Origin of the sequence: Mycobacterium sp. pV006 (assembly GCF_041287115.1) — a bacterium.
Classification (GTDB): domain Bacteria; phylum Actinomycetota; class Actinomycetes; order Mycobacteriales; family Mycobacteriaceae; genus Mycobacterium.
In genome coordinates this window covers 219,811-234,120 of record NZ_JBGGKT010000004.1, presented here as the reverse complement: position 1 = coordinate 234,120, position 14,310 = coordinate 219,811, and the positions used below count along the sequence as shown (strand labels likewise).

The following is a 14,310-nucleotide window of genomic DNA, read 5'->3' as shown; positions in this document are numbered from 1 at the left end:
ACGCTACCCCGCCGGTTCACCGACCTGCGGGACCTCGCCTTCGGCGATCTCGCACGGCGTCTGCTCGGCCGCGGCCGGCTCCGCGGGCGGGAGCGGCTGCACCGGCGGCGCGGGCTCGGTTACCGACGGCGCGGCTTCCGGCGCGGGGGTCGCGGCCGCGTCGAGCGCCACGTCTGCGTCCGCGGGCGCACAGTCCTCGGCGGGCGGCGGTCCCGCATCGGCGGGCGCGATCAGTTCGTCACCGGTTTCCGCACCGGCCTCGGGGTCCGGGTCTTCGTCGGATTCCGCCTCGTCGTCGGCTTCCGGGTCGTCGAGGTCTGGTTCGTCTGGGTCCACCTCGCCGAGCTCAGGCTGATCGAGGTCCGGCGGCTCGAGGTCGGGGGCGTCGAAACCGCCGGATCCACCACCCAACAGGCCGCGCAACGTGTCGGAGAACTGCTGCCCCAGCCCCGACAGCCCGCCTCCGAAGTCCCCGCCGGGAGAACCCAGCGCGCTCGGCGGCGGCGCGGCAGCCGGCATGGGTGCGGGCGGTGGCGGTGGCAGGGGCGTCTCGGCCGGCGGCCCGGACAACTCGGCCGGCGGCGCGGACGACGGGGCCACCCCGAGAGGCGGGGCCGCAGCGGCCGGGACCACAGGCGCAGCCGCCGCTGAAACCGGCGCGGGCGACGGCGCCGCTGCCATCGTGACCGGCGCCGCGGGCGGCGGTGCCGCAGCGGCACTGCCCGCCGCTGCCGGCTCGGCACAGACGCGCTCCTCGACGCAGGCGGCCGCGACGGTGGGACCCAACTCGCCGGGTACGGCGAAGGAGGGAATCCTCCCGGAGGCCACTTCCGCCGTGACGGCCCGGTAGGTGTCACCGATCGCGGCCGTCGTGTCGCGTAGCGTCGTCAGCACTTCGGCCTGGATCACGTTCTCCGCGAACGGTTTCACGGCGTGCTCCACCACCTCGACAGCCGCGGCGCGGTCACCACCACCGGTGGTCAGGGCGGCCGCGGCGGACAGCCACCGCTCCCGGCTGTCCGCGGTGCGTCCCTCGACCTCGACGACGGCACCCACCTTCGCGTCGACCAGGCCCCACAGGACCTCGACCGCTTCGGTCAGCGCGTCGGCCGCGGCGCGGACCGCCGCAGTGACATCGGCCGATGCCGCACCGTGGCCGCGCAGGAACTCCAGGCAGGCCTGCGCGCCCGATCCGCTCCAGGCCGCCGGCAGCGCGCCGAGTTGGCGATCCTGCACGGCCGACGCCGCGTGACAGGCCGAGGTCACGGCTCCCAGGGCCGCTGCGTCCCCGGCCAGCACCGCCAGGTCCATCCCGTCCTCGCTGGAATACCAGTTCCGCAGTTGTCCGACGTGCAGGGTCAGGTCGGGGTGGCCGTAACCGACCTGCCGCGCGGCCCACAGATACTGCTCGAGATTGGCGATCGCGGGTTGGCCGTCTGCCAATCGCCCTGCGACATCCATGTTTTCGGCCATCAACCCAGCCGCTCGCGAGCCGCGAGGTCAGCGTGCCGGTAGCGGTCGGCACCGGCGTGCAACACTGCGGCGATCTCGGCGGCGGCACGTGACCACTCGCGCAGCCCGACGGTCAACCCGTGCAGCGCGTCCCGTAACGCATCACCGTGCGCCGCGTAGGCCTGTCCGGCCGTCGCGCCTCCGAACGTCAGCGCGCTCATGTGGTTTCGCAGCGCGGCATCGATGAGCGACGACGCCGCTTCGTACTCGCGCGCGACCGCATGCACGGCCGCGACGTCGACATGCGCCGCGTCGGTCGTCCCCATGTCTGTTAGGACGCCGAGGACGCGCCGACGGTTCCCGTCAGATCAGCTCTGCGCGCTGACCGAGTCCGCGACCCGCACCGCCATCTGGCGCGCGGTGTCCTCGTCGGCCGCTTCGACCATCACCCGGACCACCTGTTCGGTTCCGGAGGGCCGCAACAGGATCCGTCCGGTATCACCGAGCTCGGCTTCGACCGCGGCCACCGCGCTACGCACCGACGGTGCGTCGGCAACCGTGGCCTTGTCGGAGACCGCCACGTTGATCAGCACCTGCGGCAGCGTCTGCATCGGGGCCGCGAGATCGGCGAGGCTGCGGCCGGTCTGGGCCATCCGCGCCATCAGCCGCAACCCGGTCACGATCCCGTCGCCGGTGGTGCCGAAGGCGGGCAGCACGATGTGGCCGGACTGCTCTCCGCCGAGTGCGAACCGGCCCGCCCGCAACTCCTCGAGCACGTAGCGGTCACCCACACCGGTGGTGCGGACATCGATTCCCGCGCCGCGCATCGCCAGATGAAGGCCCATGTTGCTCATCACGGTGGCGACCAGGGTGTCGTCGACGAGCTCGCCCGCTTCCTGCATCGCCAGCGCCAGGACCACCATGATGGCGTCGCCGTCGACGACACGGCCGTGCGCGTCCACGGCCAGGCAGCGGTCGGCGTCACCGTCGTGAGCCAACCCGAGGTCGGCTCCGTAGGAGACCACCGCCGAGCGCAGCGCGTCCATGTGCGTCGACCCGCAGCCGTCGTTGATGTTCAGCCCGTCGGGCTCGGCGTGGATCGGGATCACATTCGCCCCGGCCGCGCGGTAGGCACGCGGGGCCGCCTCGAACGCCGCGCCGTGCGCGCAGTCGACGACCACGGTCAGCGTGTCCAGCCGGGTGGTCGCCGCTTTGCCGACGTGGCGCAGATAACGCTCCAGCGCATCGTCGGCCGTGACGACCCGGCCGATCCCGGCGCCGGTGGGGCGTTGCCCCGGGCCCTGATGGACCAATTCCTCGATCCGGTCCTCGGTGTCGTCGTCGAGCTTGTGCCCCCCGGGACCGAAAATCTTGATGCCGTTGTCGGGCATGGGGTTGTGCGAGGCGGAGATCATCACTCCGAAGTCGGCGTCATAGGCGCTGGTCAGGTATGCCACGGCCGGGGTCGGCAGCACACCGACGCGCAGCGCCTCCACCCCTTCGCTGGTCACCCCGGCGATCACCGCGGCTTCGAGCATCTCCCCGCTGGCCCGCGGGTCGCGGCCGATGACCGCCGTCCGGCGGTGCGAGCCGCCGGTTCTGCTGAGGCGCTGCGCCGCGGCCGCGCCGAGAGCCATCGCCAACTCGGCAGTGAGGTCCTGGTTGGCGACTCCGCGCACACCGTCGGTGCCGAACAGTCGAGCCATCCTGACAACTTCTCACACCGACCGGCGGCTCACCTAACCGGCGACACGGCAGGAAAGGGCCGTCGCCGGATCGATACGGCGCCGTGACGAGTGCGGGCGGGCGCTACTCCTGCGCGCTGAACGGCTCGTCTGCCGTGCCCTCACCCGGGATTGCGGGCGTGTCGGCCGGCTCGGCTTCCTCTTCCTCACCCGGGATGGGCGGGATCTCCATCTCGGCAGGAGGGGCGGGTGTCGGCTCGGGCGGGGCGCTCTCCTGGGCCACGTTCTGGGTGATCAGGATGTCGCCCTGGGCGCCCGTGGTGCACAGGGTCTGCTGTCCGCCTTCGACGTCGACCTGCTGGGCCACGGCGAGCACCGCGGCGGGATCGCCACCGCACAACTCCGTCACGGCGGCGACGGCCGCGTCGAGCGCGACGCTGTCCAGGGTCGTGGTGCCGCCGGCGACGACGGACACCAGATTGTCGGGACCGGCCGGTGGGTCCTCCGGCTGCGCGTGGGCCACCGCCACGGCGGACGCCACGAGCAGTCCGCCGACCGAGGTCCCCGCAACGACGCTTCTGATCACTGTCCTCAGCTCAGGCATGGGTGACTCCCTTCGGTTACGGGGCGTGGAGTACCCACTGCGTCGAAAACGACTCACCGCCCGCATCCGGTGCGGATGCGGGCGGTGAGCACTGGCTGGTTATCCGGCGGTGCCGGGCGAGGTGGTCCCGTCCTCGACGGTCCCGGAGCCCTCGTTGGCACCCTCGGTGCCCTCGGTGGCGCCCTCGGCGCTACCGGTCTCGGACTCGGCCGAGCCGGTCGTGCCTTCACCGGAGCCGTCGGTCGTGCTCGGCTGCTCCTGGGTGCTGCTGACGTTCTGCGTCAGCACCAGGTCGCCACCGGGCAGTCCCGCGCACACGGTCTGGGCGACGCTCTCGCTGTCGACCTGCTGGGCGAGCGCCCCGACTTCCTCGGGGGCGGTGCCACACAGCGCACCGGCGGTCACGGCCGCGGCGTCGGCGGGCACGCCACGCAGGATCGTGACGTCACCGACGGCGATGTCGACCAGGCCGTCGGGGGTCGGAACGGCGGGTTGCGCGCCGGCCATGCCGACACCGGCGGTGAAGAGCATGCCTCCACCGAGGAGGGCGCCTGCTGCGGCGGTCTTCACAAAGCTCATGTGTAACTCCTTTTCAGTCACGAAGCCTCGGCCCAATTCCGGCGAGATGACTGACTCGCCTACGGGGGCAGAAGCGGCCTGCCGACGCCGCGACGGACGCCCGGGCTTCGCTTTCGAGGCTTGCAAGCCCGCGTCGCAGGATGCAACCACGCCCCCACTCACGGCACGCAGACCGTGAGCCCGGCTGATTAACTCGTTCGCCGACACTCCTGGACATCCGCGGATGGCGCTTAACCAGGACGCCGCAGAATTGCCGGTGTGTTCCAGGCCACACCAGCCCCAAACGACAGACGCCCGGCCATCCGCGGTGCGGATGCCGGGCGTCGGCCGGTGAAGATCAGCGCTTGCTGTACTGAGGCGCCTTGCGGGCCTTCTTGAGGCCGTACTTCTTGCGCTCGATGGCGCGCGGGTCGCGGGTCAGGAAGCCCGCCTTCTTCAGCGCGGGCCGGTCCTCGGGCTGCACCAGGATCAGTGCACGGGCGATCGCCAGGCGCAGCGCGCCGGCCTGCCCGGACGGGCCACCGCCGTCGAGGTGGGCGTAGATGTCGAACTGCTCGAGGCGGTCGACCGTCACCAGCGGAGCCTTGATGAGCTGCTGGTGCACCTTGTTGGGGAAGTAGTTCTCCAGGGTGCGACCGTCGAGGTTGAACTGTCCGGTGCCCGGAACCAGGCGGACGCGGACGACGGCTTCCTTGCGGCGGCCGACGGTCTGGATCGGACGGTCGATCAGGACCGGTTCCTGCGGCTCGAGCGAGTACGGGGCGTCGGTCTCGACGACTTCGGTCTCGACGGCTCCGGTCTCGACATCGGTGTAGTCGGCTTCGGTCACTGGGCCACCTGCTTGATCTCGTACGGAATCGGCTGCTGGGCGGTGTGCGGGTGCTCGGCACCGGCGTACACCCGCAGCTTCTTCTGCACCTGACGGCCGAGCTTGTTCTTGGGCAGCATGCCGATGATGGCCTTCTCGACCACCCGATCGGGGTGCTTCTCCATCAGCTCGCCGATGCTGCGCCTGCGCAGACCGCCGGGATACCCCGAGTGACGGTAGGCGAACTTGTTCTGCAGCTTGTCGCCGCTGATGGCGACCTTGTCTGCGTTGATGACGATGACGAAGTCACCGCCGTCGACATTGGGCGTGAATGTCGGCTTGTGCTTGCCGCGCAGCAGGGTGGCAGCTGCGACGGCGAGCCGGCCGAGCACCACGTCGGTGGCGTCGATGACGTACCACGAGCGCGTGGTGTCACCCGCCTTCGGCGTGTACGTAGGCACAGCGCATACCTCTCTATATGGGGGATCCCGGAGACCCGGGGGCCGGTCTGGCGTGCGCATCGAAGAGATAGCCTCGGCGACCGGCAGGGACCCGAGGTTCCGGCTAGCGGCGCACGCCAACGAGGCAGCTTACCTACACGCGTCGGCGCAGGTCAAAACGCACTCAGCGTCCGCATCAGAAGAAGCCTTGCGCCTTGTCGCTGTAGCTGACCAGCAGGTTCTTGGTCTGCTGGTAGTGGTCGAGCATCATCTTGTGGTTCTCCCGGCCCACGCCGGACTGCTTGTACCCGCCGAACGCCGCGTGCGCCGGGTACTGGTGGTAGCAGTTGGTCCACACCCGCCCGGCCTTGATGTCGCGGCCGGCCCGGTAGGCGGTGTTGCCGTCGCGGGTCCAGACGCCGGCGCCCAGCCCGTAGAGGGTGTCGTTGGCGATGCTGATGGCTTCGTCGTAGTCGCGGAACGACGTGACAGCCACGACCGGCCCGAAGATCTCCTCCTGGAACACGCGCATCTTGTTGTTGCCGGTGAAAATCGTTGGCGCCACGTAATATCCGCCGTTCAGATCACCGCCGAGGTCGGCCCGTTCGCCACCGGTGACCACCTGGGCACCTTCGTTGCGGCCGATCTCGATGTAGGACAGGATCTTCTCGAGTTGGTCGGTGGAGGCCTGCGCGCCGATCATCGTCTCGGAGTCCAGCGGATCGCCCTGGCGGACCGCCTTCGTGCGGATGGCGGCCAACTCCAGGAACTCGTCGAAGATGTCGGCCTGGATGAGCGACCGGGACGGACAGGTGCAGACCTCGCCCTGGTTGAGGGCGAACATGGTGAAGCCCTCCAGCGCCTTGTCCTGGTAGCTGTCGTGGGCGGCGAGCACATCGTTGAAGAAGATGTTGGGGCTCTTGCCGCCCAATTCCAGCGTGACCGGGATCAGGTTCTGCGAGGCGTAGCCCATGATCAGCCGCCCCGTCGAGGTCTCGCCGGTGAACGCGATCTTGGCGATACGGTTGCTCGACGCGAGCGGCTTACCGGCTTCGAGCCCGAACCCGTTGACGACGTTGACGACACCGGCCGGCAGCAGATCGCCGATCAACTCCATCAGATAGAGGATCGAGGCCGGGGTCTGCTCGGCCGGTTTGAGGACGACGGCGTTGCCGGCGGCCAGCGCGGGCGCGAGCTTCCAGGTGGCCATCAGGATCGGGAAGTTCCACGGGATGATCTGGCCGACGACACCGAGCGGTTCCTGGAAGTGATACGCGACGGTGTCGGCATCGATCTCGCTGATCGAGCCCTCCTGCGCGCGGATGGCGGCCGCGAAGTAGCGGAAGTGGTCGACGGCCAGCGGGATGTCGGCGTTGAGCGTCTCGCGGATGGGCTTGCCGTTGTCCCACGATTCGGCCAGCGCGATCGATTCGAGGTTGGCTTCGATGCGGTCGGCGATCTTGTTCAGCACCCCCGCGCGCTCGGCGGCGGTGGTCTTGCCCCAGGCCGGCGCGGCGGCGTGCGCGGCGTCGAGCGCCTTCTCGATGTCGGCCTCGTCGGAGCGCGCGACCTCGCAGAACGGCTGCCCCGTGACCGGGGTGGGGTTCTCGAAATAGCGCCCGGCGGCAGGGGCGACCCACTGTCCGCCGATGAAGTTGTCGTAGCGATCCTTGAACGACATCAGCGAGCCGTCGGTACCGGGACGGGCGTACACGGTCATGGTGGATCTCCTGCTCTGTTGCCGATCTCGATGTGTTGTGCGTCACTCAACCTACGCTCAGGGGGTGACCCGCGACGAGCCCCGACGGACCCCGCGCCAGCGCCGCGCCCGGGAAACGGTGGACACCCTGGTCGAGGCCGCGGCGCAGGTGTTCTCGCGGGAGGGAATGAGCGCCACGACCAACCGCATCGCCGCGCGTGCCGGCCTGTCCATCGGGACGCTATACCAGTACTTCCCGGACAAGTCCGCGCTGTTGCGGGCGGTGGCGGCGCGCCACGTCCGCGAGGCCGACCGCCGCCTCACCGCGGTGTTCGACCGGCTGCGCGAGGAGCAGCCACCGTTCGACACGACGATGCGCACGCTGCTGGAGACGGTCGTCGAGTTGCACCGCGACCGGCCGCGGCTGCACGCGCTGCTGCACCGGATGGTGCCGGTGGATGCCGACGAGATGGCCGAACTCCAGGCGTTCGAGGACCGCATCTGCGAGGAGGTGGCGTTCCACCTGAAGCGGTGTGACCGTGGCGGTGAGGATCCCGAGTTGACCGCGCGCACGCTGGTGCACGCCCTCGACGCGCAACTGCACCGCGTCCAGACCCGCCACGGATTCGACGCCGAGGCACTGGCCCGCCTCCTCAACCGGCTGGCTCCACCACCTGCCTGAGCAGTGTCCGCAGCGCGTCGCGCAGCTGGGTGAGCCCGGGCTCCTCGATCGGGAAATGCCCGCAGCGGTCCAGCATGACCAGCCTGGTGGGCGCCGAAATACGTTCCAGGAAGCGGACGCTCAGCTCGGGCGGGGTCCAGGTGTCGGCGGCCGGCGCCACCAACGTCACCGGTGGGCCGACATAGGTCTGCGGCGCGGTGTGCCGGAACGACATCCAGCTGGACAGGAACCCGACCGGGACGCTGACGCCCCCGCCGCGCGGGTCGCGCGCACACAGCTGCGACAACCGCTCGTCGGTGCTCATCTGCGACATATTCGCCAGCCAGCGAATCGGAAGCCGCACCCGGCCGAGCATGGACGCTGCGGTGCGCAGCACCACCGGCGCCGGCCGGCCCAGCCACGGGAACCGGGTCGCCGCGGCACGCGCGGCCGGGTCGGTCAGATCGAGCAGGCACGTAGCGGCCACCGCCGCGACCTGCCCGGTCCGGGCGGCCACCTCATAGGCCAGCATCCCGCCCATGCTGGCGCCGAACAGGATCAGCGGCCGCGGATCGGCGGCGCGTTCGGCGCGCACCAGGTCGCACAGCAGGTCGACCCAGTCGTCGTAACGCACCCCGCCGGGATCGCTGACCTCGGTGTCGCCGTAGAGCGGCAGGTCCGGCGACAGCACGTCGACGCCCTCGCCGGCGGCGACGGTGGAGAACGGCCACAGCGCGCCGCTGTACCCGCCGCCGCCGTGGATCACCATGACCCGCGCGGCCGCCTCGGGGACCACCGCCCGGGCGATGTGCACACGGTGGGCGCCCCAGCGCCACCACGTCGAGACCGGATCGGCGATGTCGGTCCGATAGGCCGGCGGCAGGAAGGCCGCATAGTCTGCGATGTTCATTTCTTCATCGTCGAACCGGCCGCGCGCGTTGACAACTCGCGTTCGGATGCGGGGTCTGCGCTGGTCACCGGTGTGTGGTGCAGGGTTGCTCAGGTTTTCGCCTCCAGTACTGCGCGGCCCCGGCCGGCTCCCCTCCGGTCCGGGGCCGCGCAGGCTCTGGTGGGGCGGGTTCACCCGCCCCAGGCTCGGGCGGCGCGCCGGTCGGTGGCGGCCACGTCGTCGGCTCCGTCACGCACCGCGTTGCCGAGGCTGACGAGGATCTCGTTCAGCGCGGCCGCCGCCTGCTCCCAGCGTGCCTGCTCGACCCGGTAAGCCTCGGCGGCCTCACGGGTCCAGGTCGCCTGCAGCGGTGCGATCTGCGCGCGCAGGTCGTCGAGCGCCGCGTTGAACCGGGCCGTGGTGGTGTGGATTTCCTGGCGCACCGTGTACTCGATGGCGCCGAAGTCGTAGGACAGGGTGGGGTCCATCTCGTCCTCCTTACAGCCCGGCTGCCACGGAATCGATACGCTGCGAATGGGATTCGCCGACGGTCCGCAGCACGCGTTCGTTGTCCCGGATGGTCTCGGCGATCCGGGCCAGCGCGGCGTGCAGCCTGACCGACTCGCCGTTCCAGCGCTCGACGACCTCGCGGAAGCGCACCGCGGCCACCCCGCCCCACACCGAGGACGGCACGCTGCTCATCGCCGCGATGAACGAATTCAGCATGGCGCGCAGCTCGTCGTTGCGCGCGTCGGTTCTGCCGGCGACCGCGACCATGAGGTCCAGATCGGTGGCCAGTGCCGATGTTTCGGGCGGTGGGGGTACGGCGGGTGTCGACATCGGCAGGTCCTTTCGCGGCAGCTTTTCTCGGAGTTGTTGTTAGGACGTCGCGGCGCGGCGATCGGTTCCGCTCAATCGAAGACCCGCGCCGATTCGACGGCCCGGGTGCAGATGTGCTGCAGCGCGGCGGCGTCGGCCGGGGCGCTCTGGCAACCGATCGCGATGGCCGTGGTGTCGTCGGTGACCACCGCCCACCGGGTGTGGCTGTCGGCGCGGACCTCGCGATAGGTCACCGCCGCGCGGTCGCCGACGCGCCCGTTCGGTCGGAAGTCCACGAACACTCCGGGCGCCTCGGCGTCCAGGGCGGACTGCAAGGTCGCGGCGGGCCCGTCGGGTGTCGTGAGCCGCGACTGCGTCAGGTGCAGGGCCGCCGGTGCGGCCGGGTCGCTGACCTGGACCCGCGCCGACCCCGGTCCGGCGGTCACCCGTTCGACGGTCCAGTGCGCGGGCACCTGCATCCCGACGCCGCTCTCGATCAGCCACACCGCGTCCTCGTCGGTCGGGGCCGGGTTCGGTTGCAGCGCCCAGCCGAGGCCCACCGCGGTGACCACGCCCAGCCCTGCCGCGACACGTCGACGCGGCGGTCCGCGGCGGACGGCCCGCTCCGGAGACCCGGACGGGAGCTGCGGGTGTCCCGCATACCCGATGCGTATCCCGGCGCCGCTCAAGTCGGTCAGTACTTCGCGCGGCAGGGGTGTGACACCGGCGGGCAGGTCGACCAGCACCTCGGGGACACCGCCCAGATGGCCGATCAGGTCCAGCGCGTGCCGGTCGAGCACCGCGGGTTCGTCCGCACCGTGCGCGATCAGGACGAGCTCGTCGGCGACCTCGATGACTGTCGCGTCAGTGCCCACAGTGAGCAGTTCGAGCCGGGTGTGTGTCGCGACCTGGCGGTCGAGGGCGGCCGTCACCGCGACCGCTCGGGTGTCCGGCCACCAGCTCGGCAGCACGAACGCCACGTCCTGCCCCGGCTGGTCACCGATCGCCACCTTCAGGACGTCACGCCAGAGATCGGTGACGGCGACGAGCCGGTCGTCGAGCAGCGCGAGGTCGTCGTCGACGCAGTCGATCGCCACGGCCACCCACTCGCTCGGCGGATCTCGGTGTCCGCGAACGGTATTCGGACCCACCTCGACGAGCACGGTCACTGCGGGTCCACCCACGCGGTCTGGATCAGCTCGTCTCTGCGGCCGCGTACGGTCAGCGTTCCCCGGCCGGGAGGTTGCGGCGTCGCCCGGATCCCGCCGAACAGCACCCCTTCGTCGGGGTGCGCGCTCAGCAGCAGTCCACTGCAGCCCATGTCGCGCAGCCTGGCCAGCACCGGGTCGAACAGTGCCCGCGCCGCACCGCCGGACCGCCGGGCGACGATCACCCGCAACCCGATGTCCTTGGCGTGCGGCAGGAAGTCGGCGAGCGGGGTCAGCGGGTTACCCGTCGCGCCGGCGACCAGGTCGTAGTCGTCGATCACCAAGTAGATGTCGGGACCCGACCACCAGGAGCGGTCCCGCAGCTGCTGCTGGGTGACGTGCTCGTCGGGCAGGCGGGCGGTGAGCTGCTGCTGCAGCACTGCCATCCGGGCGCTCAGTGCCACCCCGGAGACCGAATAGCTGCCCAGGTGCGCGGATTCGACGACGCCGAGCAGCGTGCGCCGGTAGTCCACGAGCTCCAGCTGGACGTGCGCGGCGGAGCGGGTGCGGGTCAGTTGGGTGCACAGTGTGCGCAGCAGCGCGGTCTTGCCGCACTCGGTGTCGCCGAGGACCAGCAGGTGCGGATGATCGTCTAAATCGACGCGGACCGGTCGCAGGTCACCTTCCCCGACGCCGAGGACGAGCCCACCGGCTGTGACCCCGTCGGCCACGGCGTCGAGGCGAACCTGGAGTGGCAGGAGTTCGACCGGCGGCGCGGACGGTGTGGTGGCCTCGTGGCGCGGCACCACCCCGTCGGGCACAGCGATCGCGAATTCCCGCCCGGTGCGGGTGATTCCGTGCCCGGCCGCCAGGTCGGGGAGTTCCCGCGCCCTGCGACGGTCCATCTCGGACTCCGCGGGGTCACCCAGTCGCAGCTCGATGCGGGTGCCGAGCTGGTCTTTGAGCGCCGGTCGCAGGTCCGCCCAGCGCGCCGCCGCGAGCATGACGTGGACGCCGTAGGACAGACCCTGTCCGGCCACTGCGGTGATCGCGGCCTCCAGGTGCTCGAACTGCTCGCGCAGGCTCGCCCAGCCGTCGACGACCAGGAACACCTCGCCGAACGGATCTTCGGCGACGGCCCGGTACTCCGACATGCTGCTTACACCCAGTTCGCGGAAGGCCGCCGCCCGGCGGTGGATCACGGCCTCGACGGTCGCCACGGTGCGGCGGCACAGTTCGGCGTCGGCGCGACCGGCGACCGTGCCGACATGGGGCACACCACGCAGCAGGCTCAGGGCGCCACCACCGAAGTCCAGGCAGTAGAACTGCACCTGTGTGGCGTCGTGGGTGGCGGCCAACGCGCAGATCACCGTGCGCAACGTCGTCGACTTACCCGCCTGCGGGCCACCGACCACGACGAGATTGCCTGCCGCGCCGGACAAGTCGACGATCAGGGGTTCGTAGCGCTGCTCGAACGGGCAGTCCACCACTCCGATCGGAACGCGCAGCACGGAGGCATGGTCGAGCAGGACATCCAGCCGCGGCGCACGCCGCAGCGGGGGAAGCCACACGGGGTGCGCCGCCGGTCCGGTGCTCGCGAAGCGGTGCAGGACGATCTCCAGCAGTGGCATGCTCGGGCTGTCCGGCCGGTGATCGGTCACGGGTGCGACGACGCGCGTGAACCTCTCGACCGTCGCGCGGCCCGGATCGGTGTCTCTGCGCTGCGGTAGGGCGTGAGTTCCGGAGACGTACGCGGTCTGGAATCGGGTGAGCTGCCCGTCGGCGGTTCGCAGATAGGCCGCGCCGGGGGCGGCGGGTAGATGGTAGGCGTCGGGAACCCCCAGGACGGCCCGGGAGTCGGCCGCGGAGAACGTCTTGAGGCACACCCGGTAGGACAGGTGGGTTTCCAGGCCGCGCAGCCGGCCTTCGTCGAGGCGCTGGCTGGCCAGCAGCAGATGCATGCCCAGCGAGCGGCCCAGCCGTCCGATCGCCACGAACAGGTCGGCGAAGTCAGGGTGGGCGCTCAGGAGCTCGGAGAACTCGTCGACGACGATGAACAACGCGGGCAGCGGGGCGAGGTCAACGCCGCGTGCGCGGGCCTGCCGGTAGGCGGTCAGATCGGTGAAGTTGCCTGCCGCGCGCAGTAGCTCCTGGCGGCGGGTGACCTCGCCGGCGAGCGCGTGGCGCATGCGTGCGACCAGGTGGGCCTCGTCGGCCAGGTTGGTGATCACCGCCGCGACATGGCGGGCCTGTTCGAGACCCAGAAACGTCGCGCCGCCCTTGAAGTCGACGAGCACCAGGTTCAGCTCCTCGGAGCTGTGAGCGGCGATCATGCCCAGCGTCAGAGTTCGAAGGAACTCGGACTTGCCCGATCCGGTCGCTCCGACGCACAGGCCGTGCGGACCCATCCCGCCGGCCGCCGCCTCCTTGATGTCGAGCGTGACCACGGTTCCGTCGTCGGCCACCCCGACCGGCACCCGCAACCGGTCGGCGCCGCCGCGCCTGCCCCGATACGTCGCGACATCGACACCGTCGAGATCATCGATGTCGTTCAGCGCCAACCAATCCCGCGGGTCATCCGCTGCCGGGCGCACCTCGGTCCGACCCAACCTGCGCGCACAGCTGATCGCGTCGATCTCGGCCATCTCGTCGGCGACGACCTCGCAGGGACGACCGTCGGCGAGCACACGGACCGGGTCGTGCGCCGCGCCCGGGGTCAGAACGATCAGGGTGCAGTTGCACTCCGGCGGCGGCGGTTCGGCGTGGTCGACGACGACAACCCGATGCGCAGTCGGTGGCATCGACGTGTGGGGCAGCCACTTCAGCCAATCCCAGTCCGATTGGGCGTCACCGCCGGCACACACCTCGATCCCGACCGCGTCGGCGCGGTGGTGCACGGCGATCTGACAGATGATCGCGCGGGCGCAGGCCCGGCACGCGTCGTGATCCCCCGTGAGCTCGATACGCCGGAGCGCGGCGAGGTCCACGGTGACCGGGGCGTCGGACACGTCGGTGAAGGCGCGGCCGAGTCGGCGTACCGCGGTGCTGGTGACGGGATCGGCGGTGTCGTCGTCGGAGATCGGGGGAAGCACCACCTCCACGGCCGCGGGTACGGTACCGAGTCCCATCCGGACACAACAGAAGTCGTCGTCGCCGATACTGCGCGTGGCCGAGCTGCCGATCCACAGGACCGTGGGGTCGGGGTGTCGTTCATGGAGGCGCCGATGCTGAGCCTCGGCGGCGGTGACCAGGCTGCGCTCGACACCGCCCAGATACCGCAGGTACTCGGCGCGGCGCCGATCGAGTTCGGCCGTGCCGCCGCCGGCACGCATACCGTAGACGAGCGACCCGAGCACCGAGAACACCATCATCGCCGGGAACATCAGGCCCATCGGCGTGCGGGTGGCCCCCGTGCTGAGGTACCACGCACCCATCCCCAGCATGGCGGCCAGCATCACCACGGGCATGAACTTGACCAGCGGCGGCACCGGCGGGGATTCGGGCACGTCGGGCGGCGCATCGACGA

General features: G+C 70.7%; 14 protein-coding genes. 1 reads left to right on the top strand and 13 read right to left on the bottom strand.

Annotation, left to right across the window (positions count from 1 at the left end; translation table 11 throughout):
• Positions 1-3 precede the first annotated feature (3 nt).
• The 8 genes from ACAG25_RS08860 to adh all read right to left on the bottom strand — a co-directional run bounded on the left by ACAG25_RS08860 (position 4) and on the right by adh (position 7,288).
• Complete coding sequence (locus ACAG25_RS08860; protein ID WP_370487975.1) at positions 4-1,473, bottom strand: hypothetical protein; 1,470 nt, start codon at positions 1,471-1,473, stop codon at positions 4-6.
• Positions 1,473-1,778, bottom strand: coding sequence for a type VII secretion target (locus ACAG25_RS08855; RefSeq protein WP_370487974.1), 306 nt, complete (start codon positions 1,776-1,778; stop codon positions 1,473-1,475). The genes ACAG25_RS08860 and ACAG25_RS08855 overlap by 1 nt, the downstream gene beginning before the upstream one ends.
• Positions 1,779-1,820: 42 nt before the next feature.
• Entirely contained in the window at positions 1,821-3,158 is a 1,338-nt protein-coding gene (gene glmM, locus ACAG25_RS08850; protein WP_370487973.1) for a phosphoglucosamine mutase, read from the bottom strand.
• 103 nt (positions 3,159-3,261) lie between these two features.
• The gene (locus tag ACAG25_RS08845) at positions 3,262-3,741 is read right to left on the bottom strand and encodes a hypothetical protein (RefSeq protein WP_370487972.1); all 480 of its coding nucleotides are present in this window, start codon (positions 3,739-3,741) and stop codon (positions 3,262-3,264) included.
• A gap of 99 nt (positions 3,742-3,840) precedes the next feature.
• Complete coding sequence (locus ACAG25_RS08840; protein ID WP_370487971.1) at positions 3,841-4,320, bottom strand: hypothetical protein; 480 nt, start codon at positions 4,318-4,320, stop codon at positions 3,841-3,843.
• Positions 4,321-4,657: 337 nt separating this feature from the next.
• Positions 4,658-5,149, bottom strand: a complete 492-nt coding sequence (rpsI, locus tag ACAG25_RS08835; RefSeq protein ID WP_370487970.1) for a 30S ribosomal protein S9 — start codon at positions 5,147-5,149, stop codon at positions 4,658-4,660.
• On the bottom strand, positions 5,146-5,589 hold the full coding sequence (gene rplM / locus ACAG25_RS08830) for a 50S ribosomal protein L13 (protein WP_370487969.1): 444 nt from the start codon (positions 5,587-5,589) through the stop codon (positions 5,146-5,148). Before rplM ends, rpsI begins: the two co-directional genes overlap by 4 nt.
• A gap of 175 nt (positions 5,590-5,764) precedes the next feature.
• Positions 5,765-7,288, bottom strand: coding sequence for an aldehyde dehydrogenase (gene adh / locus ACAG25_RS08825; protein WP_370487968.1), 1,524 nt, complete (start codon positions 7,286-7,288; stop codon positions 5,765-5,767).
• 118 nt (positions 7,289-7,406) lie between these two features.
• Between adh and ACAG25_RS08820 the strand changes: the two genes are divergently transcribed.
• On the top strand, positions 7,407-7,949 hold the full coding sequence (locus tag ACAG25_RS08820; RefSeq protein WP_370488092.1) for a TetR/AcrR family transcriptional regulator: 543 nt from the start codon (positions 7,407-7,409) through the stop codon (positions 7,947-7,949).
• On the opposite strand, the gene ACAG25_RS08815 is transcribed toward ACAG25_RS08820, so the two are convergent.
• From ACAG25_RS08815 to eccCa, 5 genes are all read right to left on the bottom strand, one after another.
• Positions 7,921-8,838, bottom strand: a complete 918-nt coding sequence (locus tag ACAG25_RS08815; protein ID WP_370487967.1) for an alpha/beta hydrolase — start codon at positions 8,836-8,838, stop codon at positions 7,921-7,923. The genes ACAG25_RS08820 and ACAG25_RS08815 overlap by 29 nt on opposite strands.
• A gap of 170 nt (positions 8,839-9,008) precedes the next feature.
• Positions 9,009-9,305 (bottom strand): WXG100 family type VII secretion target, encoded by a 297-nt coding sequence (locus ACAG25_RS08810; RefSeq protein ID WP_370487966.1) that lies wholly within the window; start codon positions 9,303-9,305, stop codon positions 9,009-9,011.
• A gap of 10 nt (positions 9,306-9,315) precedes the next feature.
• Positions 9,316-9,657: a WXG100 family type VII secretion target gene (locus ACAG25_RS08805; RefSeq protein ID WP_370487965.1), complete on the bottom strand. Its 342-nt coding sequence runs from the start codon at positions 9,655-9,657 to the stop codon at positions 9,316-9,318.
• A gap of 71 nt (positions 9,658-9,728) precedes the next feature.
• Complete coding sequence (locus tag ACAG25_RS08800) at positions 9,729-10,820, bottom strand: type VII secretion-associated protein (RefSeq protein ID WP_370487964.1); 1,092 nt, start codon at positions 10,818-10,820, stop codon at positions 9,729-9,731.
• Positions 10,802-14,251, bottom strand: a complete 3,450-nt coding sequence (eccCa, locus tag ACAG25_RS08795) for a type VII secretion protein EccCa (RefSeq protein WP_370488091.1) — start codon at positions 14,249-14,251, stop codon at positions 10,802-10,804. Before eccCa ends, ACAG25_RS08800 begins: the two co-directional genes overlap by 19 nt.
• Between the last annotated feature and the right edge of the window lie 59 nt (positions 14,252-14,310).